Raw genomic sequence first — 20188 nt, 5'->3', positions numbered from 1 at the left:
GCGTAGGCGGGGCGTAGCGTGATGAACGATCTCGAGCCGATGCCGGCATCCTATCCGGTGGATCGCGCACAGTCCGTGCCCCGGCGCCGCTCGGCGTTCTCGCGCACCTATCGGGGGCTGATCACCCATCATCTCGCCCCCGGCCCCGATGTCAACGAGAGGGAGCGGGAACGTCGTCGCCGTGTCCGGCAGGACGAATCGCTGCGTCTCATCGACGATCTGACGAACCGTCCCCTCGACCCCATCTATCTGGATTCGAATCTGGCCACGCATCGGGATACCGCAGTGTCGAAATGGTCGATGCGCATCCTGTGCTTCCTCGTATGCATCGGCGTGGGGTTTCTCGGCAGCCTGTTCGTCCAGCAGCTTCATTCCGATCCGCGTCGGGAGGTGCGCGCGTCCCTCGCCTCGCAGCTGGAGACGTCCCAATCCAACGTGGATACGCTCTCCGGGCAGATCAACGACCTGCGATCCAAGGTCGAGGATCAGTCCGATCGACTGGACGTCACCGGTTCGAGCGAGACCGTGCTCAATGACGAGATGGCCAGCGGTCTGGTCAAGGTGACGGGGGAGGGGATCACCCTGACGGTCTCCAACCCGATCGCCGCCGCCAATGACGGTGCGAACGGCGCATTGCCCAGAGAGAGTGCGGGCAGTCATCTGCGCGTCATCACGGACGGGGATCTTCAGCTGCTGGTCTCGCTGCTGTGGCAATCGGGGGCGGAGGCCATCTCCATCAACGGCCATAGGCTCGGAGCCCAGACCTCGATCCGCACTGCAGGGGGTGCCATTCTCGTCGGTCTCGACGCGGTATCCAGCCCGTACCGGATAGAGGCGATCGGCAACAGCGGCGATCTGTCCGCATCCGTCGGACGTAAGCGACTCGGCGCGCTCTATGACGCCTATCAGGACGCCGGCATCACCCTGCAGGTCAAGGAGTCGAAAGGGCTTACACTGGAAGCGGCCGTAGTGGGCGATCTCAACTACGCAAGGAGGGCGGAATAGATGGCGGCGGTTCTGGGTCTGATCATCGGCGTGGTGATCGGTGTGTTCGTGCAGCCCGACATCCCCGTGTGGGTGCAGCCGTACCTGCCGATCATGGTCGTCGCCGCGCTCGACGCCCTGCTGGGTGCCGCCCGCGCCTATTTTGAACGCCGCTTCTCCGATCGCGTGTTCATCATCTCGTTCTTCGCCAACGTGATCACCGCCACCCTGCTGGTGCTGCTCGGCAACCAGCTCGGCGTCGGCTCGCAGCTGCAGACCGCGGTCATCGTCGTGCTCGGCATCCGCATCTTCTCCAATGTGTCGGCCATCCGCCGGTTCATCTTCCGAAGCTGACAGGGGCGATATGCGTATGGCGGGCATGAGACGGGACGGACGCGACGGACGTCGTAACGGCGGGGAGACGCGTGACGACACCGTCACGCGGATGAAGGCGCATGTCGAGGCGGAGGAGCGCAATGACGACCTGGCCACCGGATCCTTCCCCCAGGTGGGACGTGCGGGGAACGGCAAGCGTTCGCTGGCAGGCTCCGGCCTGAGGGCCAAGCTGCTGTCCTCGACGCTGGTGGTCCTCATGTGCGCGTTGCTGGGATTCGGCTACATGACGCAGATCAACAACACGCAGTCCACATACGAGACGCTCAGCGAGGATGAACTCGTCAGACTGATCAACGAGACCAGCAATCAGGCGCAGCTGCTGGAACAGCGCAAGAACGAGCTGTCCAGCCAGCTGTCCAGTCTCAAGGCGGCGGCCGACCAACGCGAGCAGGCCGAGAAGATCGCCAAGCAGAATGAGGAGACCAGCGGCATCATCTCCGGTAGACTCCCGGCGCAGGGCGAGGGAGTGGTCATCACGATCACGCGCGGCACGAAGCAGAACATCGACGCCGCAAGCCTGTTCACCCTCATCGAGGAGCTGCGCAACGCCGGAGCCGAGGTCATCTCCGTGGGCGATGTCCGCGTCGTCACCTCCACGTCGATCACCGCCGACGCCGACGGCAACCTGATATGCGACGGAGTCACTCTGGACACCCCGTACATGATCCGTGCGATCGGCAACCCCGCGGACCTGCAGAACGCCGTCAATATCGCCGGAGGCATTGGCTCCAGACTCAAGGTGATGTACGGCTCGCGGGTCACCGTCACGCAATCCGATGACGTGACCATCGATGCGGTGCGCGACCCCGCGACGTACAAGTATGCGAAAGCCGCGCAGTGAACGGGATTCTCGGCGTTTCCCACGACTTCAGCGCGCCTCGCGCGAGTTGGTCGATGCGGAATGGAAATCATTGGCTTAGAATGATGAATTATGACTGAACCGATTCCTAGCGCAGGCGAAACGACCATCATCGGTCTTCCCGCCATTACCATTCCCGTGACCGCCACCGGCGACCGTCCTCTCACTCAGGAGGATCTGGACACCATCTCCCGTCTTTCCCCGGGTACGGCGCTGCTCATCTCCACGCGAGGGGCGGTCTCCGGATCGCGATATCTCCTCGACGAAGACGAGGTGAGCGTCGGGCGTGATCCGAAGTCCGATATCCTGCTTGACGATTCCACCGTCTCCCGTGCGCATGCGGTGTTCCGTCGTGTCAACGGAGTGTTCTCCGTCATCGATGCGGGATCGCTCAACGGCACGTACGTGAACCGTCAGCGTGTCGATCAGGCGACGTTGAAGAACGGCGATGAGATCATGATCGGCAAGTTCCGTCTCGTATTCTTCACCCAGTCGGCGATCGTCGCCTGAACACCGGTTCGGGCGAATCCATCAGAAGGACCACATGGGGAGCGGCGATGACCGACATGGACGAGATCAGACCGCGATTGCGCATATGGTCCGATGATCCGGCGGTCGGCGATGACGATGCCGTGCAGGGGGAGCTGTTCGCCACTCCGGAGGACAGTGAGCCCAAACGCGGCTATCGCGGCACCGTCGCATCCAAGGTCGCCGGCATCACCTACCGGCAACTGGATTACTGGGCGCGCAAGCAGATAGTGGAGCCGTCGATCACCCCGTCGCACGGTTCCGGCTCGCGCCGTCTCTACTCGTTCAAGGACGTCGTCATCCTCGCCGTATCCAAGCGTCTGCTCGATGCCGGAGTGAACCTGCAGAACGTCACTGCGGCCATCGGATTCCTCACGCAGCGTAGCACCAGACAGCTGGAGAACATCACCATCATGTGTGACGGCCAGCACGTGCACGAATGCACCACCAACGAGCAGATGCTCGATCTGCTGCAGAGCGGCAAGGCGGTGTTCGCGGTGTCCGTAGGATCATTGTGGCATCAGATCCAACAGGCGCTGGAGGGGGAGGACTATGTCGATCTCCAGACCCATCCGGCCGTCCGATCGACCGGCCGTCCTATCGATGATCTGACCGCGGCGCGCATGCGCCGGAAGCTCGAGGCGCAGCGGCTGGCCCGACACAGCGCGGTCGCATGAGGCTAGACCGACGGGCTGTGATACTGATGAGGGGGCTGACATGCTGGATCTGATGCCCGCCATGCTGTGGTGTCTGGCACTGCTGATATCGGTGGCCGTCATCATCATATGCGTCATACGAGGCCGTCTGCTGCATCGGTATTCCGGTGCAGTCCCCATCGTCTCATGGAATGTGGTCTACGCGCATGTGGTCTGCGTCGTTCTTGGTTCCTCCCCATACATGGTGTACGTGTGGTACGCCGATGGGAACGCATTCGACCCCGATGTACGTGACTTCTACGCATCATTGGGTTGGCCCAGCGCCGTCATCTTCATCCTGCTGCTGATCGTCCAGTGGGTCTGCATGTATGTGCAGGCGCGTCGCGCCGCGCGCAGTCAGATGGATGCCGTCCTCGGATCGGCGCACGCGGCAGACCGGTCCGATCTCTGATCGCTTCGATTGCTCTGATTGCGGACATTATCCGCACGTAACGAATCGGCATCTACGGAAACGAGGGAGAAACAGAAGCGCAACGGCGCGCGTAACTTGCCTCTCTAGATTGTGGAAGCAAATCCAGAGAGGACATTCACATGGCAGCCGTAACCATACAACGGCGTCATCGAATGGGATTGCTACTGTTCGCATGTACAGCGGTTTCGACCCTACTGATGGCGTTTCTCATTATCATTCCGCCAGTCCCCGCGCAAGCGGCCGAGGCGGTTCCCACCTGCAACCCCTCCGCGACGAACGGATGCGTCAACGGCATCCTGCAGGACGCGGGCAAGACCCCGATCGCCGGAGTGGAGATCACACTGAGCGGGGCCGAGACCGCGACCACCACCACCGATGCCAATGGCAATTGGGCGTTCAGCGTGTCCAAGGACGGTACATACACCGTCACCATGGACAAGTCGGTCGCCGAGAAGCATGGGCTCAAGGCCGCAAGCGCCACCGTCGACGTCAAGATGAACAGCTTCGACAAGGCGCGGCAGGTGGTCCGCTTCGACAAGCCTGCATCGAACGCTTCGACGAACACGAGCGGCGGATCCTCGTCCGATGCCTCCGGATCGTCCGGTTCGGCATCGGCGAATAAGGGATCGGCCTCAGGTGATGGGGGTTCGTCGATCGGAGCCAACATCGGCGCCAGATTCTGGCAGCAGCTGTTCTCCGGCGTGATCTTCGGCCTCATGCTCGGCCTCATGTCCGTGGGCATGAACTTGGTCTACGGCACCACCGGCCTGAGCTCCTTCTCCCACGGCGAGCAAGTCAGCCTCGGTGGTCTGATGGCGTATGTGGGTACGCAGGTGCTGCACTGGCCCCTCATCCCTTCGGCGATCTTCGCGGTCGCGGTGGGCGCGCTCACCGGATGGATCCAGAACGAGATCGTCTGGGCCCCGCTTCGGCGCAAGCGCGTCGGCACCATGCAGCAGATGATCGTCACGATCGGCCTGTCCATGGCGCTGCAGTATCTCTTCCAGTTCTTCTTCGGCGGCGACATCAAGGGCATCGTCAGGTCGGTGCCGTCGAGCTTCAATCTCGGTCCGATCACCACTGACGCGCCGACGCTCATCTCGGCAGGCATCGCGATCGTCGTCATCGTCGGCGTCAGCCTGTTCCTGTACAGGACGCGCCTCGGACGCGCCACCCGCGCAGTGTCCGACAACGCGGCGCTGGCCGCCGCGTCCGGCATCAACGTCGAACAGGTGGTGCGCATCGTGTGGATCATCTCCTGCGCGATGGCCGCCCTGTCCGGAGTGCTGTTGGGCGTATACCTCAACGGCATCTCATGGAACACCGGCGCGACGCTGCTGCTGCTGATGTTCGCGGCCGTCACCCTTGGCGGCCTCGGCACCGCGAACGGTGCGCTCGTCGGATCCCTGATCATCGGCATCGTGGCGGACATGAGCTCGCTCATCATCCCAACGACATGCGTTACGCCAGTGCGCTGGCGATTCTCATCATCGTCCTGTTGGTACGTCCGCAGGGCATCTTCGGCAAGCAGCAAAGGGTGGGCTGAGACATGGACCTCATGACCGTCATCACCAATACGCTGGGCGAGCTCATCGCCCCGACCACGGCGGCATATGCGTTGGCCGCCATCGGATTGAACATCCACTTCGGCATGAACGGACTGATGAACATGGGCCAGGCGGGATTCATGCTGCTCGGCGCATACGGATTCGCGATCGTGCAGATGATGGGAGGCAACCTGTTCGCCTCGCTATGCGCCGCGATCGCACTTGCCGTGATCTACGCGCTTCTGCTGGGCATCCCGACCCTCAAGCTCGGACCCGACTACCTCGCCATGGTCACGCTCGCGGCCGCTGAGATCATTCGCATCATCGGCAGATCCACCGCAATGACGAATCTCACGGGCGGTTCGGCCGGCATCTCGCCGCAGGACTTCACCACGCAGTTCGAGGGTATCTCGCCCCTGCCGCAGGGATCGACCACGTTCCTGCTATGGACGTATTCGAACAACATCGCCGATTCATGGTGGCTGCGCATCGTGGCCTGGGTCCTCGTGGCGGTCGCCGCCCTCCTATGCTGGCGCTGGTTCCACTCACCGTGGGGGCGAGTGCTCAAGGGCATCCGCGAGGATGAGAACGCGGTCCGCTCTCTCGGCAAGAACGTGACCGTCTACAAGATGCAGGCGCTGATCCTCGGCGGCATCTTCGGCGCTCTCGGCGGTGTTATCTTCGTGCTGCCACGCTCGGTCCAACCCGATTCGCTGGGACGAGCGGTCACCTTCTACGCGTGGACGATCCTGCTGCTGGGCGGTGCAGCCACGATCTTCGGACCGATCGTCGGTTCGTGCCTGCTGTGGGTGCTGCTCACGTTCGTCAAGGAGCTGATGCGCGGCGCGATCCCGGACACGGTGATCTCATCGAACCAGGTCGAATCGCTCGGCTGGGTGATCGTAGGCGTCGCGCTGATGTGCCTCGTGATCTTCAGACCGCAGGGTCTCTTGGGAGACAGAAAGGAACTGGCCTTCAATGTCTGACAACGCATTGCACAAGACGACTGGTGCGGATTCCGACGACGGGAACGAGGAGACCATCGCCGGCGTGACCGCCGCCAACCTCTCCGAACGGGACGTGAACCCCACCGAACCCGGCAAGCCGTTCCATGACCTCGCCCAATGGGCCACCAAAGCCCCCGAAGGTGAGCATCTGATCTCCACCGCGTATGGCGACAAGGTCCGCGAGGATCTGGAGTTCGTCGAGAACAAGCCCGGAGTGCACAAGCCCGACCCGATTCTCGTGGCCGACAAGGTGACCCGTCGATTCGGCGGCATGACCGCCGTCGACGTCGACCATTTCGAGATCGAACGCCACGGCATCACGGCGCTCATCGGACCGAACGGCGCCGGCAAGACCACGTTCTTCAACCTGATGACTGGCTTCGACGCCCCCAACACGGGCTCATGGCAGTTCGACGGCAAGGATCTAGCCCACGTGCACCCCGAACAGGTGTCCCGTATGGGCATGGTCCGCACCTTCCAGCTGACCAAGGTCATGAGCCGTCTGACGGTCCTCGACAACATGCTGCTCGGCGCACCGGTCCAACCCGGTGAGGGTATGTTCCGCGCACTCATCCCCGGATTATGGCGCAAGCAGGAGAAGGCCAACATCGACAAGGCCGAGGCGCTGCTGGAGCGTTTCCTGCTGATCAAGAAGAGGAACGACTTCGCCGGATCGCTTTCCGGTGGCCAGAGGAAGCTGCTGGAGATGGCACGTGCGCTGATGTCCGACCCGCAGCTCGTCATGCTCGACGAGCCGATGGCCGGCGTCAACCCGGCGCTGAAGCAGTCCCTGCTGGACCACATCATGGCCTTGCGAGAGGAGGGGACGACCGTGCTGTTCGTCGAGCACGACATCAACATGGTCCGTCACATCGCCGACTGGGTGACCGTCATGGCCGAAGGCAGGATCGTTGCCGAGGGACAGCCGAAGACCGTGATGAACGATCCCGCCGTCATCGACGCCTACCTCGGATCCCACGCGAACATCGATCTGGGAGACGACTCCGTCGTAGCCGATCTGGAGGCGGGAGACGCGAACGGACCTGGATCCGTGGGATCCGTGGGATCCGCCGGATCCGCCGATGAACAGAAGGGGGAGCACTGATCATGAGCGACACAGATGTCATGCCGACCACAGACACCCGTCCGCGCGCCGAAATCCACGTGGGGGAGCCGGAGGGCGAGCCTCTGCTCGACGCCGTCGACCTCGTCGCCGGATACATTCCCGGCGTCAACATCCTCAACGGGGCGTCCCTGACCCTGCATCAGGGCGAGATCGTCGGCATCATCGGCCCGAACGGCGCCGGAAAGTCGACGCTGCTCAAATCCCTGTTCGGTCTCGTCCACATCCATTCCGGACACCTGATCCTCAAGGGGAGGGACATCACGAACCTGCGGGCGGACAAGCTCGTCTCCCTTGGTGTCGGCTTCGTGCCGCAGACCGAGAACGTGTTCCCCAGCCTCACCATCGCCGAAAACATGCACATGGGCGCCTATCAGGCGCCGAAGAAGTTCAATGAGCGCTTCGACTACGTGTGCTCGATTTTCCCCAGACTGGGGGAGCGCAAGGATCAGCTCGCAGGATCGCTGTCCGGCGGCGAACGGCAGATGGTGGCCATGGCTCGCGCACTGATGATGAACCCCTCCGTGCTGTTGCTCGATGAGCCGTCCGCCGGTCTGTCCCCGATGCTGCAGGACGAGACGTTCATCCGCGTCCGTCAGGTCAACAAGGCGGGAGTCTCGGTCATCATCGTCGAGCAGAACGCCCGACGCTGCCTGCAGATCTGCGATAGGGGATATGTGCTCGATCAGGGGCGAAACGCCTACTCCGGTCGAGGCCGCGACCTGCTTGAGGATCCGAAGGTGATCTCCCTGTACTTGGGCAATCTCGAGGAGGAGGTCAAGGAGGAGGGCCGATGACGGTGCGTATACGTCCTTTCGGAGCCACTCGACGTGCCTGAGCACGCCTTCGAGCTGCCGAAAGGACGTCTCCGCACACGTCATCGACCCTCCTTCCCGTTTTGGTCGATGATTCATGTTTCCGTAGGTTTTCGGACTTCATGCGACGGTTACATGGCAACAATCTGGGCGAATCACGCGGAGTCTAAGGTGAATCCCAAGATTCGAGAGGGAAACGGGGAAACGAAGACTCGCGTCGATAATCACTGACATCGAACACCATTGCCCGTTAAGGGCTTGAGAGGAAGTGGTGATTCATATGTTGAATTCCAGGAAGATGATGATTACGGTTACGGCGGCCGTCGCGGCTGCGGTGATGGCACTCGCCGGATGCGGTTCGTCCAGCTCCGGTTCGAGCGGCACAAGCGGCGGCGATTCCGGCTCCGGCAAGGTCGACACCTTCACGCTTGGCGGCCTGTGGCCGGAGACCGGTTCGCTCGCCTATCTGGCGCCTCCTGAACTGGCCGCGGAGAAGCTCGCCGTCAAGGACATCAACGCCGCCGGCGGCGTGCTCGGCAAGGATGTGACCACCGTTGACGCCGATACCTCCGATGCGGATCATGCCGATCAGAACACGTCCGCCACCCAGTCGGTGCTTTCGAAGAAGCCGTCGTTCATCATCGGCCCCGCCTCCAGCTCCGTGGTCAAGAACGTGTACAAGTCCATCACCGAGCAGAAGATCCCGATGCTTTCCATGGGCGCCACCAGCTCGGACTTCTCGGGTCTGAGCCCCTACTTCTTCCGCACCGTTCCGCCGGACACCGTGCAGGGCACTGTGCTCGGCCAGGTCATCGCTCAGGACGGCGTCAAGAATCTCGCGGTCGCGGTGTTCAACGACGAGTACGGCACCGGTCTGCGTGATACGGTCGTCAAGACCGTAAAGGACGCCGGCGTCAATATCGTGTACGGTGAGAAGGACGCCTTCGACCCGACCGAGACGAACTTCTCCTCGATCGTGACCGCCATCAAGGCCTCCAAGCCCGATGCGATCGCCGTGATCGCCTTCGATCAGACCAAGCCGCTCATCAAGGAGATGGCGTCGCAGGGCATCGACACCCACAAGCTGTACTTCGTCGATGGCAATACGGCCGACTACTCGAAGGATCTCGATGCCGGGTTGCTCGAAGGTTCCAAGGGCACTATCCCGGGTGTCATGGCATCCGACGAGTTCCAGAAGAAGCTCGTGGCGGCCTACGGCAAGGATATCAGCACCTTCACGTACGGTGCCGAAACCTATGACGGCATCATCCTCGCCGCGCTTGCGGCGCAGAAGGGTGGATCCGCCGACGGCGAAACCATCCAGGAGAACATGGCCGCGGTCTCGGGCGCGAACGGCGGCACCGAATGCTCGACATACAGCGATTGCCTCGCCGCGCTGAAGTCCGGCAAGGACATCCACTACAAGGGCGTCACCGGCATCGGCCCGTTCAACAAGAGCAACGATCCGAGCTCCGCCAACATCGGCGTATACAAGTTCGACGCGAAGAACGTCCCGAACTTCGATCACGACCAGGAAGGCGAGGTTCCGTCCAACTGATTCGGTGTCGTCTGATTTCCGGTTGACGACGTCTGTTCGGACGGGCCGTTGCCGGATGCGCCTCGGGGAGGGTGTCCCGTCACATGGCTTGCTTTGAACGCCATGTGACGGGACCCCTCCCTTGTTTGAACGGTTCATCCGCGTGTACGTGTCCGTGACGTCGTATGATCAAGCCATCCCAACGAAACCCAGTCGAAAGCGTCACGTCCATGCCTCCCATCGACCAGTCCATGCTTGCCGTTCTCATGTCGTCCGCGGCGTTGCTTATCATCGCCGGCCTCACACCCCTGCCCGTGCTTATCGCCACCCGCACTCCGTTGGCGGCGGTTCTTCGGCGCATCAGGCTGTTCTCCGGCCGTCGTGCACTGCACGTGGCCGTGACCGGCGCTGACGGGCGGTGCGCAACCGGTACGCTCCGGCCTGCGGCCGACTGGACGGGGATGCTGGATGCGACAGTGAGCGCGCGCGATGTCCGCGGCATGGTCGAAGGACTGTCATGCGGGGAGGCGCTCATGCAGTGGATGTTGGCGATCGTGCGTGACGGGCGCATCCGGATTCGTGCCGCCGCCCTCGCATTCGCCGCGAATCTTCCCGAGGGCCGGAGGTTGCGTCGTCGTGCGGCGACGCTCGTACGTACCGGCAGGCTGAAGGATATCGTGGCCGCCGTATTCGGACCCGACGGTGCATGGGCCGCCGATAAGACGATGCTTGACACCGGTCCGTCGGCCGGGATGACTGTGCGTTGCGGGAACCATGCGGTGACTGTCGAAAGGGCGTGATGCGACTGGCGTTCTTGTCGGTAATGACGGCAATCGCCGTATAGCATGGCGGACTTCGCCGTCTCGTCGCGGGCTCGTCGTGGGCGATTCGGATTCCTTTTCTCGATGGATATCCGGTAATGGATATCCGGTATCAGCCGTCATTGGAGTCGTCGATGTCGTCATCATCCGATTGATCATCGTTCGTGTCAGTCGGTGTCTGTTTCACCGACGCCGGATCGGCGGGCACGACCTGCTCGCCACATGCGGTCATCGAGAAGAGTAGCGCCGGGCAGGCGAGCAGCAACAGTGCGGTTCGCAACGTCTTGGCTTTTGAATCGGTGGTCATCGTCATTAATCCCCTTTGATGAATGATGTGGCTTCCCATTGGGCCGCTGTCTTTCAATTCTCTCATGCGCGGTGAGGCTACGCGTGGTCGACATGCGTGAGAGTGGTCACACGCCACTGGTGTGTGATGGATCTGGCGAGACGCGGCGGGTTCACGGGGCTGTGATGGTCATCACGTCGGTTTTCGCCTACTGACTGTCTTTCGGGATGCCGAGGGATCTGCGCGGCTGGTTCGGGTTGGACATGATCGGGCCTCCCTTCGACGTGGACTGGACGGGGGCGGGGCTATGCGGGGCGTGGTGGCGTGAGTATGCGTGGGATAATGGGAGTGTCGGGTTTCACGCGGGCGACAAGGGGGTGCGTCATGCTGGGGATGGGCGTCATCATGCTGGTGGGCGGGTCGGCTCTGTTGTTTAGTTTCGCCAAGGACATCTTCGAAGACCACCTACTGACCACGCGGGCCACCGCCTCGACCGAAGGCACCATGCTGAGTCTGGAAGCGAACCATGACTCCGACGGCACGGCCACCAGTCACTATTATGTCGTCCGGTATGAGGTGGACGGCATCCCGTACGAGCTGAAGACGCGCGGCGTCGACCCCAGATACCGACGCCATCCGGGCGACCCGATCGACATCGACTACGACCCGAACAACCCGAAGGCCGCGCGAGCCACGTTCGACCGGCCCGACGGCAAGAACACCGCGTGGACTATTGTCGTCGGTTTGATCTGCGGCGTCATCGCCATCGCTGGCGCGTTGATGATCGCCACCAGCATCGGATAGGACAGGAGGTGCGCCATGTTCGAGGGGATCATCACGTTCGCGCTCGGCCTGTTCTTCCTGAGCATGATGGTGTTCGCCGCGTTCGACGAGCACCGGTTGAACAGGCGTGCCACCGCCACGACCACCGGCACCGTGTTGCGCGAGGAGATCATCAAAGGCGACAACGGCGTGATCGAAGGCAGCCACTACGTGATCCGGTTTGAGGTGGATGGCGGCACGTTCGAGGTGACTACGCAGAACGGGGACCACAAGCCCGGCGGCCTGATGGAGGTCGACTACGATCCGTCCCATCCGAAGACCGCGCGAGCCACCGTCGACCGGAGGGACCGCGTGGACGGGATGCTTTTCATCCTCATAGTGGTATTCGCCATACCGACCGCCATCGGCGCGTGGCTTATCGTGTCGAACATCGGATGAATCGCGGGTGCGCTCGTCGCAACCTTCCGGTTGCACCGATGTGCACCGCACCCGCCTTTGGCGGGGCGTGGCATCCCCGACGCATAGCGGGACGGGTCCGCTGGTTTCTTCTACGACTTCCTGCCGATGAGCGTCGAATGGGTCTGTTAGACCATAGTGTGCATTTCTAACTTACATAGTAGCTACTACGTAATTACAATGGAGTTATGAGCAAGTGGAACAAGGCAGCAAGACTGGTCAACGGGGTCCGGGATGGGCTCGCGCTGCTGGATGATGACGAGCGTCGCCGGGCGATTGAGGCGCTGCGTTCCATCGTGTACGAGGACATGTTCGGCACGGGTTCGCAGGAACTGCCAGCCGACGCCTGCGTGAGGTGCGGTTCCATCGGCATCGTCCGCGGGGGTATACAAAAGGCGGCAATCAGCGCTGGTGCTGCAAGGAGTGCAACCGCACGTTCACGGCCAACATCGGCCGCGTGCTCGGCATGTCCAAACTGCCGGTGGAGACGTGGATGACGTACGTGGAGGCGTTCATCGACCAGTTGCCATAGCGGACCCACCGAACAGCGTGGAACCATCGGACGTCAGATCCGCAACGGCGTGTACCGGCTCACGCGCAGCATGTACGTGCGCATGCCCATGCCCGTGTGACGGACGATAGCATGTATCAATCGGATGGACTACGATGTAGCTACCAACCCGATTGGAGGACAATCCTATGAGCGTGCCGACTACCACCATGAGAATCGACCCAGAGTTGAAGGACGAGGCCAACAAGGTGCTTGGTGAACTCGGCCTGAGCCTGTCCGGAGCTGTGACCATCTTCCTCAAGGCCGTCGTACGCGAACAGGGACTGCCCATCGATATGAGCATCAAGCCGGGCAAAAACGATGGGAGCAATCGACCGTGATGACAAAACACGCCTGTTGTGATGTCATTCAGGCAAGGGACCCGCAGCAGGGTCTTTCATGCGGGGACGGCGAGGGGGACGGCCATGAATCAGCGGACGGACTTGACTGCAATGACCCGTGAACACGCAACCATGGATGATCGGATTCGCCCCCGCTGGCTCCTGGCAGTGCTGATGGCAGCCGTCTTGGCCGTTACCGCCATGACGGGCTGCGCCGCCGGCGGTGGCGAATCCTCTCCCAGCTCCGCCACTACAAATCCTGGATACGCTCCCGAGGCGAAGCCGCCAACACAATCCACGAACGATATACAGCAGCGCACCGACCTCCATAACGAGCACGTATCCTCATGGAGCCGATACGAAGTGGTCTCGGACCACTCGGTTCGCGTGTTCTTCTACATGAGCGACCCGCAGTGCCACGGCGTACGAGCGGCCGTCGACGAAGACGCCACCACGGTGCGAATCACCCTTTACGAGGGAACCCTACCCGACGCGCCAGCCGAATGCACCACTCTCGCGGCGAGCACATCCCTTCTCATCACTACACGAGAGCCCGTCGGAACACGCTCGGTCATCTCTGGCAACTTTACGATACCGTCCGCGAAAATCTTCTCCTGCAACAGGTCAAGAACCATAGCATGGGTTCCATGCGTTCACGCAGTTGCGGACAACCTCATGTTAATAGGAATGCACACTTTGGCCTAACAGACCCTAATCGAATGGGCGAAGAGCCGATGCCGGGATTGCCCGGTCATCGACCAGTGTCTCAGGTACGCGCTGGATCACAACGAGATCTACGGCGTGTGGGGCGGGATGACCGCCGACGAGCGGCGCCAGCTGCTGCGGCAGCAGATGCGCCGCTGCCGCAGTGTGGCCGCCGCATGGGGGAGCGGCGGCGACCCGTTCGACTCGACGGCTTTCAGACGGACCGCGTGAGCGGGGTCCGCGTCTTGCCGCCGTCATTGATGAGCTTCTCCATGCCGTCGACCGCCTTGGCGAGCATGAGCGCGTCGGTATGGGTGTAGATCATGTCGGTGGTGTCGATGTCGGCATGGCCGATGAGCTTCTTGCGCACAAGGTCGGGAACGCCGTTGCGGGCCATCATGGTGGCGGCGGTGTGGCGCATCGAATGGATGTTCGTGTAGGAGAGTTTCACCCGGTCGAGCGCCCGCGCCCATGCCTCGCGCGCCGTCTCGCGGATCAGAGGGTTGCCGCGCGATGATGTGAACACGAGCGCGTCCGGGCGCATGCCGCGGGTCCAGATGATGACGCGGACGACCGGGGCGACGACGCGGACGATGATCAGAACGACTCGAGCGACGACGATTCCACTGACGATAACGACGACTGAAAAGTCGCATGAAAGACGTGAAGGCCGCCCCCGAACCACCGGTCCGGGAGCGGCCTTCACGTCATATCGGAATGACCGGCGTCGATCACTCTTTCACGGTGAACCCCTGCTGCTTGCCGTAGTCGACGAGCTTGGACTGCCATTTGGCGACCGCATCATCCAACTTGCCGCTGCCTTGGAACACGGGGCCGAACTCGTCGCCGAACGCGGTCATCGCGTAACCCCAGAACGGCGGGAATACGAAGGATTCCTTGACGTCGAGCGCGGACTGGGCGAGCACCTTGTTGTACTCCTGCCCGCCGAAATACTTGGACAGCTCGTCGCTGCCTTTAAGAAAGTCCTCATCCTCGAGGCGTGCCTTGTTGGACGGGAAGCCGCCGGCATCCGTGTAGGCGGCGATACCCTCCTCATCATGGGAGACGAACTCCAGCCACTTCCACGCCGCCTTCTTGTTCTTCGAAGATGCGGCAAGCGCCAGCGTGGAACCGCCATTCGACGAGTTGATCGTCTCCAGCCCCCGGCCAGACGGGCGTGGGCGCGACCCTCCAGTCGCCCGCCGCCGCGGCCGAGCTGCCGGCCAGATTCGCGGGCATCCACGCGCCGGTGATGACGGCGGCGTTCGTGCCATCGGCGAAACTACGGAACCATTCATCCGACCAGCTCGGGATGTTCGTGGCGATCAATCCCTCGTCGATCATGCGCTGCCAGTAGTCGTTGACCTTGTTGATCGTCTCGTCGTTTTTCAGCCCGATCGTCAGATTCTCGCCATCCATGGCGAACGGCTTGGCGCCCGCCTGCGCCCAGAACGCGACGATGCTGTTCGAATCGTTCGTATCACCACCATAGGAGCTGATGTAATAGTTGTCGCCGAGCGCATGGATCTTCTTCGCGGCCTCGTAGAACTCGTCCCACGTCTTCGGCGGTTCACTGACGCCCGCCTTGTCGAACGTGGCCTTGTTGTAGAACATGGCCATGGGACCGGAATCCATGGGCACACCATAGATGCCGTCACTCACGTTCACCGAACTCCACGGGCCGGACGTGTAGTCGTCCTTCCAACCGCTGATCGGATAGGATGACAGATTCTCCAACGCCCCCTGATACCCGTAGACGATCTGAGGGAGCGTCGAATACTCGAACTGGACGACGTCGGGCATGCCCGATCCGGCTTCGAACGCGTTGGTGAACGACGAGGTCGTCTTCGGCGCCGTGCCCACGTTCGTGAGCTTGATCGTGATGTTCGGATACTTCTTCTCGAACTTCGCGACCAGCGGCTTCAACGCGGGCTCCCACGCCCACACGGTCACCGTGCCGCTCGCCTCGCCCTCCGTATCCGCCGCCTGCTGCCGGGATGTGCCGCACCCCGACAACGCGACCATCGCCGCCGCCACGAGTGCGACGGTCCGTCCTCCTGTGTTCATGATGTGCTCCTTGCCTTCACTTCATCGTGATCCCGGTATCCCCGATAAGGGGATGCCGCGCCGTCCCGGTTGCGTCGTCGCGTCCGATACGGTTGTTTTCCGATTGTAGTCTTCACGGCTTGGAAAAACAGGATTTGTCGCTACGAATATTTCGCTGTTCGTCCTGTTCTGTGGCGGGTTTTTCCGGATGGGGAGAATGGGGGTTGGGGTCAGTGGGTGAGTTCGAGTTGGGCGAACATGCGGGCGATGCCGTCGTCGTCGACGTGCGGGGCGGTCAGGTCGGCGACGTGGGTGAGTTGCGGGGTGGCGTTGCCCATGGCGATGCCGATGCCGGCCGTTTGGATCATCTCAAGGTCGTTCTCGGAGTCGCCGAAGGCGATCGTATCTTCGACCCGGATACCATAGTGGGCTGCGACAGTGGTCAGGCCGGTGCCTTTGTCGATGCCGGGGATCATGCCTTCCCCGTTGGCGGGCGCGTCGAGGCCCATGGATCCTTCGACGATGTGCAGCCGATCGCCGACGAGCCGGCGGATCTGGTCGAGGGTGATCGTGGAGTCGGGTGGGGCGTGGAACGTGCATTTCGATGCCGGCATGATCTCGCCCAAGGGTACGCCTGATCGTGTGGCTTCCTGTCGTGCGGCCGTGAGGGATCGCCATTGGTCGCCCCCGTATCCGGGGTCGATGTCGCGTCGGATGCGTTCGATCAGTCGCAGGTATCCGGGTGACGCCCACAGTCCCTGGGAGGATTGCCACATGTGGTTGATGCCGAGCCGGTCGAACATGTCGGCGACTTGGGTCACGGTCGTCTTGTCAAGGAACCGGTCCTGGAGGAGTGTGCCGTTGATGTCGATCCTCGCGCCGGCCGAGGAGATGATCCCGTCGAACCCGATGTCGAGGATGTTCCGGCCGATCTGCGGCAGGGCGCGCCCCGTGTCGATGAACACGTGGCATCCGTTGGTTCGGGCCGTGCGGATCGCCTCCACGGCCGATGGTGGGATGTGTTTGCTGCTGTCGCACAGGGTGCCGTCGATGTCGAGGAACACCAGTCTGCCTGTCATGCCCGTGATGTCCTTTCCTATAGGAGGGGCCGCCGGTCCGTGTCATTTCAGATCGACGGCCCCCTTATGCCGTTGCTTACAGGTTTTCGAGGTGTTCGCCGTTGGTAGCGATGACCCTCTTGTACCAGTCGTAGCTGTCCTTGCGGATGCGCCGGCCGGTGCCTTGTCCCATGTCGTCGAGGTCGACGTACACGAACCCGTAGCGTTTGGTCATCTGCGACGTGGACGCGCTCACGAGGTCGATGGGCGCCCATGCGGTGTAGCCCATGAGTTCTACGCCCTCGTCGACGGCCTTGCGCATTTCCTCGAAGTGACGTCGGAAGTATTCCACGCGATACGGGTCGTGGACGTGCCCGTCCTCGGTGAGCGTGTCCTTGGCGCCGATGCCGTTCTCCACGATGAACAGGGGTTTGCGGTACCGGTCGTACAGTTCGATCAGGGAGATGCGCAAACCGACCGGGTCGACCTGCCAACCCCAGTCGCTGGTCTCCAGGTACGGGTTCTTCACGCCGAGAACGGTGTTGCCGGGCGTGCGTTCCGCGTTCGGGTCGACGGACTCGGTCATGCTCATGTAGTAGCTGAACGACAGGAAGTCGACCGTGCCCTCGCGTAGCAGTTGCTCGTCGCCGGCTTCCATGACCGGATACCAGCCGTTGCGTTTCAATTCCACGCTTTTCAGACGCGGGTACGCGCCGGTGAGCATCACGTCGGAGTAGAAGTGGTTGTCGAGGTTCTTGTGCTGGGTGGCGGCCACGTCCTCGGGCGCGCAGGTGCGCGGGTAGGTTTCGAGCTTGGTGAGCATGCACCCCATCTTCGCGCCGGGGACCATGTCGTGGAGGAGTTTGGTGACGATCGCGGAGGCGACGAACTGGTGGTGGAGCGCCTGATAGCAGCAGCGGGTCTCCTCCCCGTCGCACAGTTCGGGGATGATGCCGGCGGTGATGAACGGGTGGCGGATGATGCTGTCGACCTCGTTGAACGTGAGCCACAGTTTCACGTCGTCACCGAACTCCGTGAAGCAGGTGCGGGCGAAGCGGACGAACAGGTCGATGACCCGGCGGTCGGTCCACCCGTTGTAGTTGAGGGCCAGGTGGAGGGGCATCTCGTAGTGGTGGAGGGTGACGAGCGGTTCGATGCCGAGTTCGCGCATCGTGTGGAACAGGTCCTTGTAGTAGGCGACGCCGGCCGGATTGGGTTCGGTCTCCTCGCCGGTGGGGTAGAGGCGGGTCCATGCGATGGACGTGCGGAACGTCTTGAACCCCATGTCGGCCATGAGCTTCAGATCATCCTTGTACGTGTGGTAGAAGTCGATGCCTCGACGTTTCGGATAGTACGTGTCATCCTTGTCGGCCATGGCGGCTTTGATGCCGTCGAGGCTGACGTGCACGTTCCGCTTGTAGTCCTTGACGTCCACGTTCGGCTTGTAGGTGGCGACGTCGTCGACGGACATGCCCTTGCCGTCCTCGTTCCATGCGCCTTCGAGCTGGTTGGCGGCGACGGCGCCGCCCCAGAGGAACCCTTCGGGGAATCCCATGATCAATGTCCTTTCACGATAAATGATGTGTAGTGGGGGCCGCAGGGGGAGTGGCCCCTGCGGCCCGATGCGGTGGATGGTTACTTGGTGATGACGGTGTAGAGGGCGTCGCCGGTCTTGACGGGGCCTTCGTGCGTGCCGGTGACGGCGTAGCGTCCGCCGTTGGCGACGACGATCGGCGTGGTCAGGTCGTAGCCGGCCTTCGTGATCGCGTCCCTGTCGAACGTGAGCAGGAGGTCGCCCGCGTTGACCCGGTCGCCTACCTTGACGTTCGTGGTGAAGTGCGCGCCCTGCAGTTTGACGGTGTCGAGGCCGACATGCATGAGGATCTCGGCGCCGTTGTCCAGGGCGAGGCCGATCGCATGCCGGCTGTCCGGCACCATGCACACGGTGCCTGCGGCCGGGGCGCGCAGTTCGCCCGTGATGGGCGTGACCGCGAGGCCGTCGCCGAGGACCTTGCCAGCGAACACGTCGTCCGCGACCTTGTCGAGCGGGATGACGGTGCCGTCCATCGGGCTGGCGAGCTGCACGTCCACCACATCGGAGGCCGGCATGACCGTGGCCGTGGGCGCAGGGGTCGAAGCGGCAGAGGGGGCGCCGGCGGACACGGTGGCGGCGACGGACGTCTTGGCGGGATCCTTGAACAGGATGAGCGTGATGAGGAACGAGGCGAGGATGGCGACGGCGAAGCCGATGAACGCGTACGTGAGGTTGTTGGTGAGCTTGCCGTTCGGGTCGATGAACATCGGCATGCTCGCGAGGCCCGGGCCGACGGCGGTGAACGCCTGAACGCCGAGTAGGCCGATCGTGAGGCCGGCGATGCCGGAGCCGGCGACCACGCCGGTCATGGCGCGCTTGTGCTGCAGGGTCACGCCGTACAGGGCGGGTTCGGTGATGCCGAACAGGGCGCTGATCGCGGCGGACAGTGCGGTGGCCTTGAGGTTCTGGTCCTTGGTGCGCAGGAACACGGCGAAGCAGGCGCCGGATTCGGAGATGTTGTGGGCCAGGGAGGCGGGCATGTACAGCAGTTCGCTGCCGGCCTGGGCGAGGGCGGCGAGGGCGTACGGGATGAACGCCTTGTGCATGCCGATGGCGATGCAGAACGGCAGGACCATGGCCAGGAGCGCGACGGCGATGAACCCGAGCTTGCTGTACACGGCGAGGATGAACGCGGTCAGCAGGGTGCCGGCGTTGTAGCCGAGCGGGCCGAGCAGGAGCAGGGTGACGGGCACAACGATCACGAAGCACATCATCGGCACGAAGAATATGCGGATCGCCTTCGGCGTGTACTTGTTGAACAGGCGTTCCACGAAGTACAGGAACAGCACGGACAGCAGGGCGGGGAACACCTGGTACGCGTACGTGATGTTCTGCAACGTGAAGCCGAACAGCTTGGTGCCGCCTTCGGCGCTCAACGCGGCCGTGATGTTCGGGATCATGAGCGCGCTGACCGCGGAGATGGCGACGAGCTGGTTGATCTTGAGGCGCTTGGCCGCGGTCGCCGCCACAAGGAGCGGCAGGAAGTACAGGGGCGCGTCGCCGATCGCGAGGAAGATCGTGTACACGGAGCTCTTGGAGTCCATCCAGCCGAGCATGGAGAACAGGGAGAGCAGCGCCTTGAGCACGCCGCCGCCGGCGATGGCCGGGACGAGCGGCTGGAACA

The 20188-nt window shown here is 62.5% G+C and carries 21 protein-coding genes and 3 pseudogenes; 17 read left to right on the top strand and 7 right to left on the bottom strand.

Going from position 1 to position 20188, the window contains the following annotated elements; all coding sequences use genetic code 11:
- Window positions 1-21: 21 nt before the first annotated feature.
- The 12 genes and pseudogenes from BCAL_RS11035 to BCAL_RS10980 all read left to right on the top strand — a co-directional run bounded on the left by BCAL_RS11035 (window position 22) and on the right by BCAL_RS10980 (window position 10724).
- Window positions 22-1005, top strand: a complete 984-nt coding sequence (locus BCAL_RS11035; RefSeq protein ID WP_162178554.1) for a DUF881 domain-containing protein — start codon at window positions 22-24, stop codon at window positions 1003-1005.
- Window positions 1006-1338 (top strand): small basic family protein, encoded by a 333-nt coding sequence (locus tag BCAL_RS11030; RefSeq protein ID WP_043166530.1) that lies wholly within the window; start codon window positions 1006-1008, stop codon window positions 1336-1338.
- A gap of 25 nt (window positions 1339-1363) precedes the next feature.
- Window positions 1364-2221 (top strand): DUF881 domain-containing protein, encoded by an 858-nt coding sequence (locus tag BCAL_RS11025; protein WP_052119225.1) that lies wholly within the window; start codon window positions 1364-1366, stop codon window positions 2219-2221.
- Window positions 2222-2311: 90 nt separating this feature from the next.
- Window positions 2312-2749 carry an FHA domain-containing protein gene (locus tag BCAL_RS11020; protein WP_043166528.1) on the top strand — a complete coding sequence of 146 codons (438 nt, stop codon included), beginning with the start codon at window positions 2312-2314 and terminating at the stop codon, window positions 2747-2749.
- A gap of 56 nt (window positions 2750-2805) precedes the next feature.
- The gene (locus tag BCAL_RS11015; RefSeq protein ID WP_043166575.1) at window positions 2806-3444 is read left to right on the top strand and encodes a MerR family transcriptional regulator; all 639 of its coding nucleotides are present in this window, start codon (window positions 2806-2808) and stop codon (window positions 3442-3444) included.
- A gap of 40 nt (window positions 3445-3484) precedes the next feature.
- The gene (locus BCAL_RS11010; protein ID WP_043166527.1) at window positions 3485-3874 is read left to right on the top strand and encodes a hypothetical protein; all 390 of its coding nucleotides are present in this window, start codon (window positions 3485-3487) and stop codon (window positions 3872-3874) included.
- Window positions 3875-4014: 140 nt separating this feature from the next.
- Window positions 4015-5441, top strand: a pseudogene (locus BCAL_RS11005) (ABC transporter permease subunit).
- A gap of 3 nt (window positions 5442-5444) precedes the next feature.
- Window positions 5445-6428: a branched-chain amino acid ABC transporter permease gene (locus BCAL_RS11000; RefSeq protein WP_043166524.1), complete on the top strand. Its 984-nt coding sequence runs from the start codon at window positions 5445-5447 to the stop codon at window positions 6426-6428.
- Window positions 6421-7485, top strand: a pseudogene (locus tag BCAL_RS10995) (ABC transporter ATP-binding protein); the annotation flags it as partial. The gene BCAL_RS11000 and the pseudogene BCAL_RS10995, both read left to right, overlap by 8 nt.
- Window positions 7486-7556: 71 nt before the next feature.
- Complete coding sequence (locus BCAL_RS10990) at window positions 7557-8369, top strand: ABC transporter ATP-binding protein (protein WP_043166523.1); 813 nt, start codon at window positions 7557-7559, stop codon at window positions 8367-8369.
- Between the two features lie 319 nt (window positions 8370-8688).
- Window positions 8689-9945, top strand: coding sequence for an ABC transporter substrate-binding protein (locus tag BCAL_RS10985; protein WP_081887449.1), 1257 nt, complete (start codon window positions 8689-8691; stop codon window positions 9943-9945).
- A 209-nt stretch (window positions 9946-10154) separates the two neighbouring features.
- Complete coding sequence (locus tag BCAL_RS10980) at window positions 10155-10724, top strand: hypothetical protein (protein WP_043166519.1); 570 nt, start codon at window positions 10155-10157, stop codon at window positions 10722-10724.
- Between the two features lie 133 nt (window positions 10725-10857).
- Here the strand turns inward: BCAL_RS10980 and BCAL_RS10975 are convergent, their stop codons facing one another.
- Entirely contained in the window at window positions 10858-11118 is a 261-nt protein-coding gene (locus tag BCAL_RS10975) for a hypothetical protein (protein ID WP_152600382.1), read from the bottom strand.
- A gap of 297 nt (window positions 11119-11415) precedes the next feature.
- Here BCAL_RS10975 and BCAL_RS10970 point away from each other — a divergent pair, with 297 nt between their 5' ends.
- From BCAL_RS10970 to BCAL_RS12910, 5 genes and pseudogenes are all read left to right on the top strand, one after another.
- Window positions 11416-11835, top strand: a complete 420-nt coding sequence (locus BCAL_RS10970) for a DUF3592 domain-containing protein (RefSeq protein WP_043166516.1) — start codon at window positions 11416-11418, stop codon at window positions 11833-11835.
- A 15-nt stretch (window positions 11836-11850) separates the two neighbouring features.
- On the top strand, window positions 11851-12252 hold the full coding sequence (locus BCAL_RS10965; RefSeq protein WP_043166513.1) for a DUF3592 domain-containing protein: 402 nt from the start codon (window positions 11851-11853) through the stop codon (window positions 12250-12252).
- A 373-nt stretch (window positions 12253-12625) separates the two neighbouring features.
- Entirely contained in the window at window positions 12626-12802 is a 177-nt protein-coding gene (locus tag BCAL_RS13335) for an IS1/IS1595 family N-terminal zinc-binding domain-containing protein (RefSeq protein ID WP_156101985.1), read from the top strand.
- A gap of 167 nt (window positions 12803-12969) precedes the next feature.
- Window positions 12970-13161 carry a type II toxin-antitoxin system RelB/DinJ family antitoxin gene (locus BCAL_RS10960; protein WP_043166511.1) on the top strand — a complete coding sequence of 64 codons (192 nt, stop codon included), beginning with the start codon at window positions 12970-12972 and terminating at the stop codon, window positions 13159-13161.
- A gap of 714 nt (window positions 13162-13875) precedes the next feature.
- Window positions 13876-14097: pseudogene (locus BCAL_RS12910) on the top strand (WhiB family transcriptional regulator); the annotation flags it as partial.
- Here the strand turns inward: BCAL_RS12910 and BCAL_RS10945 are convergent.
- From BCAL_RS10945 to BCAL_RS10925, 6 genes are all read right to left on the bottom strand, one after another.
- Window positions 14081-14410 carry a tyrosine-type recombinase/integrase gene (locus BCAL_RS10945; RefSeq protein ID WP_043166509.1) on the bottom strand — a complete coding sequence of 110 codons (330 nt, stop codon included), beginning with the start codon at window positions 14408-14410 and terminating at the stop codon, window positions 14081-14083. The pseudogene BCAL_RS12910 and the gene BCAL_RS10945 sit on opposite strands and share 17 nt — an antisense overlap.
- A gap of 187 nt (window positions 14411-14597) precedes the next feature.
- Window positions 14598-14792: a hypothetical protein gene (locus tag BCAL_RS13825; protein ID WP_052401217.1), complete on the bottom strand. Its 195-nt coding sequence runs from the start codon at window positions 14790-14792 to the stop codon at window positions 14598-14600.
- Window positions 14793-14922: 130 nt separating this feature from the next.
- Complete coding sequence (locus tag BCAL_RS10940) at window positions 14923-15933, bottom strand: ABC transporter substrate-binding protein (RefSeq protein WP_052401216.1); 1011 nt, start codon at window positions 15931-15933, stop codon at window positions 14923-14925.
- 209 nt (window positions 15934-16142) lie between these two features.
- Window positions 16143-16991 (bottom strand): HAD family hydrolase, encoded by an 849-nt coding sequence (locus BCAL_RS10935; RefSeq protein ID WP_043166505.1) that lies wholly within the window; start codon window positions 16989-16991, stop codon window positions 16143-16145.
- A gap of 76 nt (window positions 16992-17067) precedes the next feature.
- Window positions 17068-18525: a glycoside hydrolase family 1 protein gene (locus BCAL_RS10930; protein WP_043166503.1), complete on the bottom strand. Its 1458-nt coding sequence runs from the start codon at window positions 18523-18525 to the stop codon at window positions 17068-17070.
- A gap of 80 nt (window positions 18526-18605) precedes the next feature.
- A partial coding sequence (locus BCAL_RS10925; RefSeq protein WP_043260131.1) for a glucose PTS transporter subunit IIA occupies window positions 18606-20188 on the bottom strand: 1583 nt, incomplete at its 5' end.

Source organism: Bifidobacterium callitrichos DSM 23973, from assembly GCF_000741175.1.
Classification (GTDB): domain Bacteria; phylum Actinomycetota; class Actinomycetes; order Actinomycetales; family Bifidobacteriaceae; genus Bifidobacterium; species Bifidobacterium callitrichos.
The sequence above is the reverse complement of the archived record's forward strand: the minus strand, read 5'-3'. Positions and strand labels throughout refer to the sequence as shown.

What these genes read in the sequence shown, in the direction of transcription:
- BCAL_RS11035 (WP_162178554.1), top strand. Translation starts at nt 22, where the DNA reads ATGAACGATCTCGAGCCGATGCCGGCATCCTATCCGGTGGATCGCGCA.
- BCAL_RS11030 (WP_043166530.1), top strand. Translation starts at nt 1,006, where the DNA reads ATGGCGGCGGTTCTGGGTCTGATCATCGGCGTGGTGATCGGTGTGTTC.
- BCAL_RS11025 (WP_052119225.1), top strand. Translation starts at nt 1,364, where the DNA reads ATGAGACGGGACGGACGCGACGGACGTCGTAACGGCGGGGAGACGCGT.
- BCAL_RS11020 (WP_043166528.1), top strand. Translation starts at nt 2,312, where the DNA reads ATGACTGAACCGATTCCTAGCGCAGGCGAAACGACCATCATCGGTCTT.
- BCAL_RS11015 (WP_043166575.1), top strand. Translation starts at nt 2,806, where the DNA reads ATGGACGAGATCAGACCGCGATTGCGCATATGGTCCGATGATCCGGCG.
- BCAL_RS11010 (WP_043166527.1), top strand. Translation starts at nt 3,485, where the DNA reads ATGCTGGATCTGATGCCCGCCATGCTGTGGTGTCTGGCACTGCTGATA.
- BCAL_RS11000 (WP_043166524.1), top strand. Translation starts at nt 5,445, where the DNA reads ATGGACCTCATGACCGTCATCACCAATACGCTGGGCGAGCTCATCGCC.
- BCAL_RS10990 (WP_043166523.1), top strand. Translation starts at nt 7,557, where the DNA reads ATGAGCGACACAGATGTCATGCCGACCACAGACACCCGTCCGCGCGCC.
- BCAL_RS10985 (WP_081887449.1), top strand. Translation starts at nt 8,689, where the DNA reads ATGATTACGGTTACGGCGGCCGTCGCGGCTGCGGTGATGGCACTCGCC.
- BCAL_RS10980 (WP_043166519.1), top strand. Translation starts at nt 10,155, where the DNA reads ATGCCTCCCATCGACCAGTCCATGCTTGCCGTTCTCATGTCGTCCGCG.
- BCAL_RS10975 (WP_152600382.1), bottom strand. Translation starts at nt 11,118, where the DNA reads ATGAGAGAATTGAAAGACAGCGGCCCAATGGGAAGCCACATCATTCAT.
- BCAL_RS10970 (WP_043166516.1), top strand. Translation starts at nt 11,416, where the DNA reads ATGCTGGGGATGGGCGTCATCATGCTGGTGGGCGGGTCGGCTCTGTTG.
- BCAL_RS10965 (WP_043166513.1), top strand. Translation starts at nt 11,851, where the DNA reads ATGTTCGAGGGGATCATCACGTTCGCGCTCGGCCTGTTCTTCCTGAGC.
- BCAL_RS10960 (WP_043166511.1), top strand. Translation starts at nt 12,970, where the DNA reads ATGAGCGTGCCGACTACCACCATGAGAATCGACCCAGAGTTGAAGGAC.
- BCAL_RS10945 (WP_043166509.1), bottom strand. Translation starts at nt 14,410, where the DNA reads ATGCGCCCGGACGCGCTCGTGTTCACATCATCGCGCGGCAACCCTCTG.
- BCAL_RS10940 (WP_052401216.1), bottom strand. Translation starts at nt 15,933, where the DNA reads ATGAACACAGGAGGACGGACCGTCGCACTCGTGGCGGCGGCGATGGTC.
- BCAL_RS10935 (WP_043166505.1), bottom strand. Translation starts at nt 16,991, where the DNA reads ATGACAGGCAGACTGGTGTTCCTCGACATCGACGGCACCCTGTGCGAC.
- BCAL_RS10930 (WP_043166503.1), bottom strand. Translation starts at nt 18,525, where the DNA reads ATGGGATTCCCCGAAGGGTTCCTCTGGGGCGGCGCCGTCGCCGCCAAC.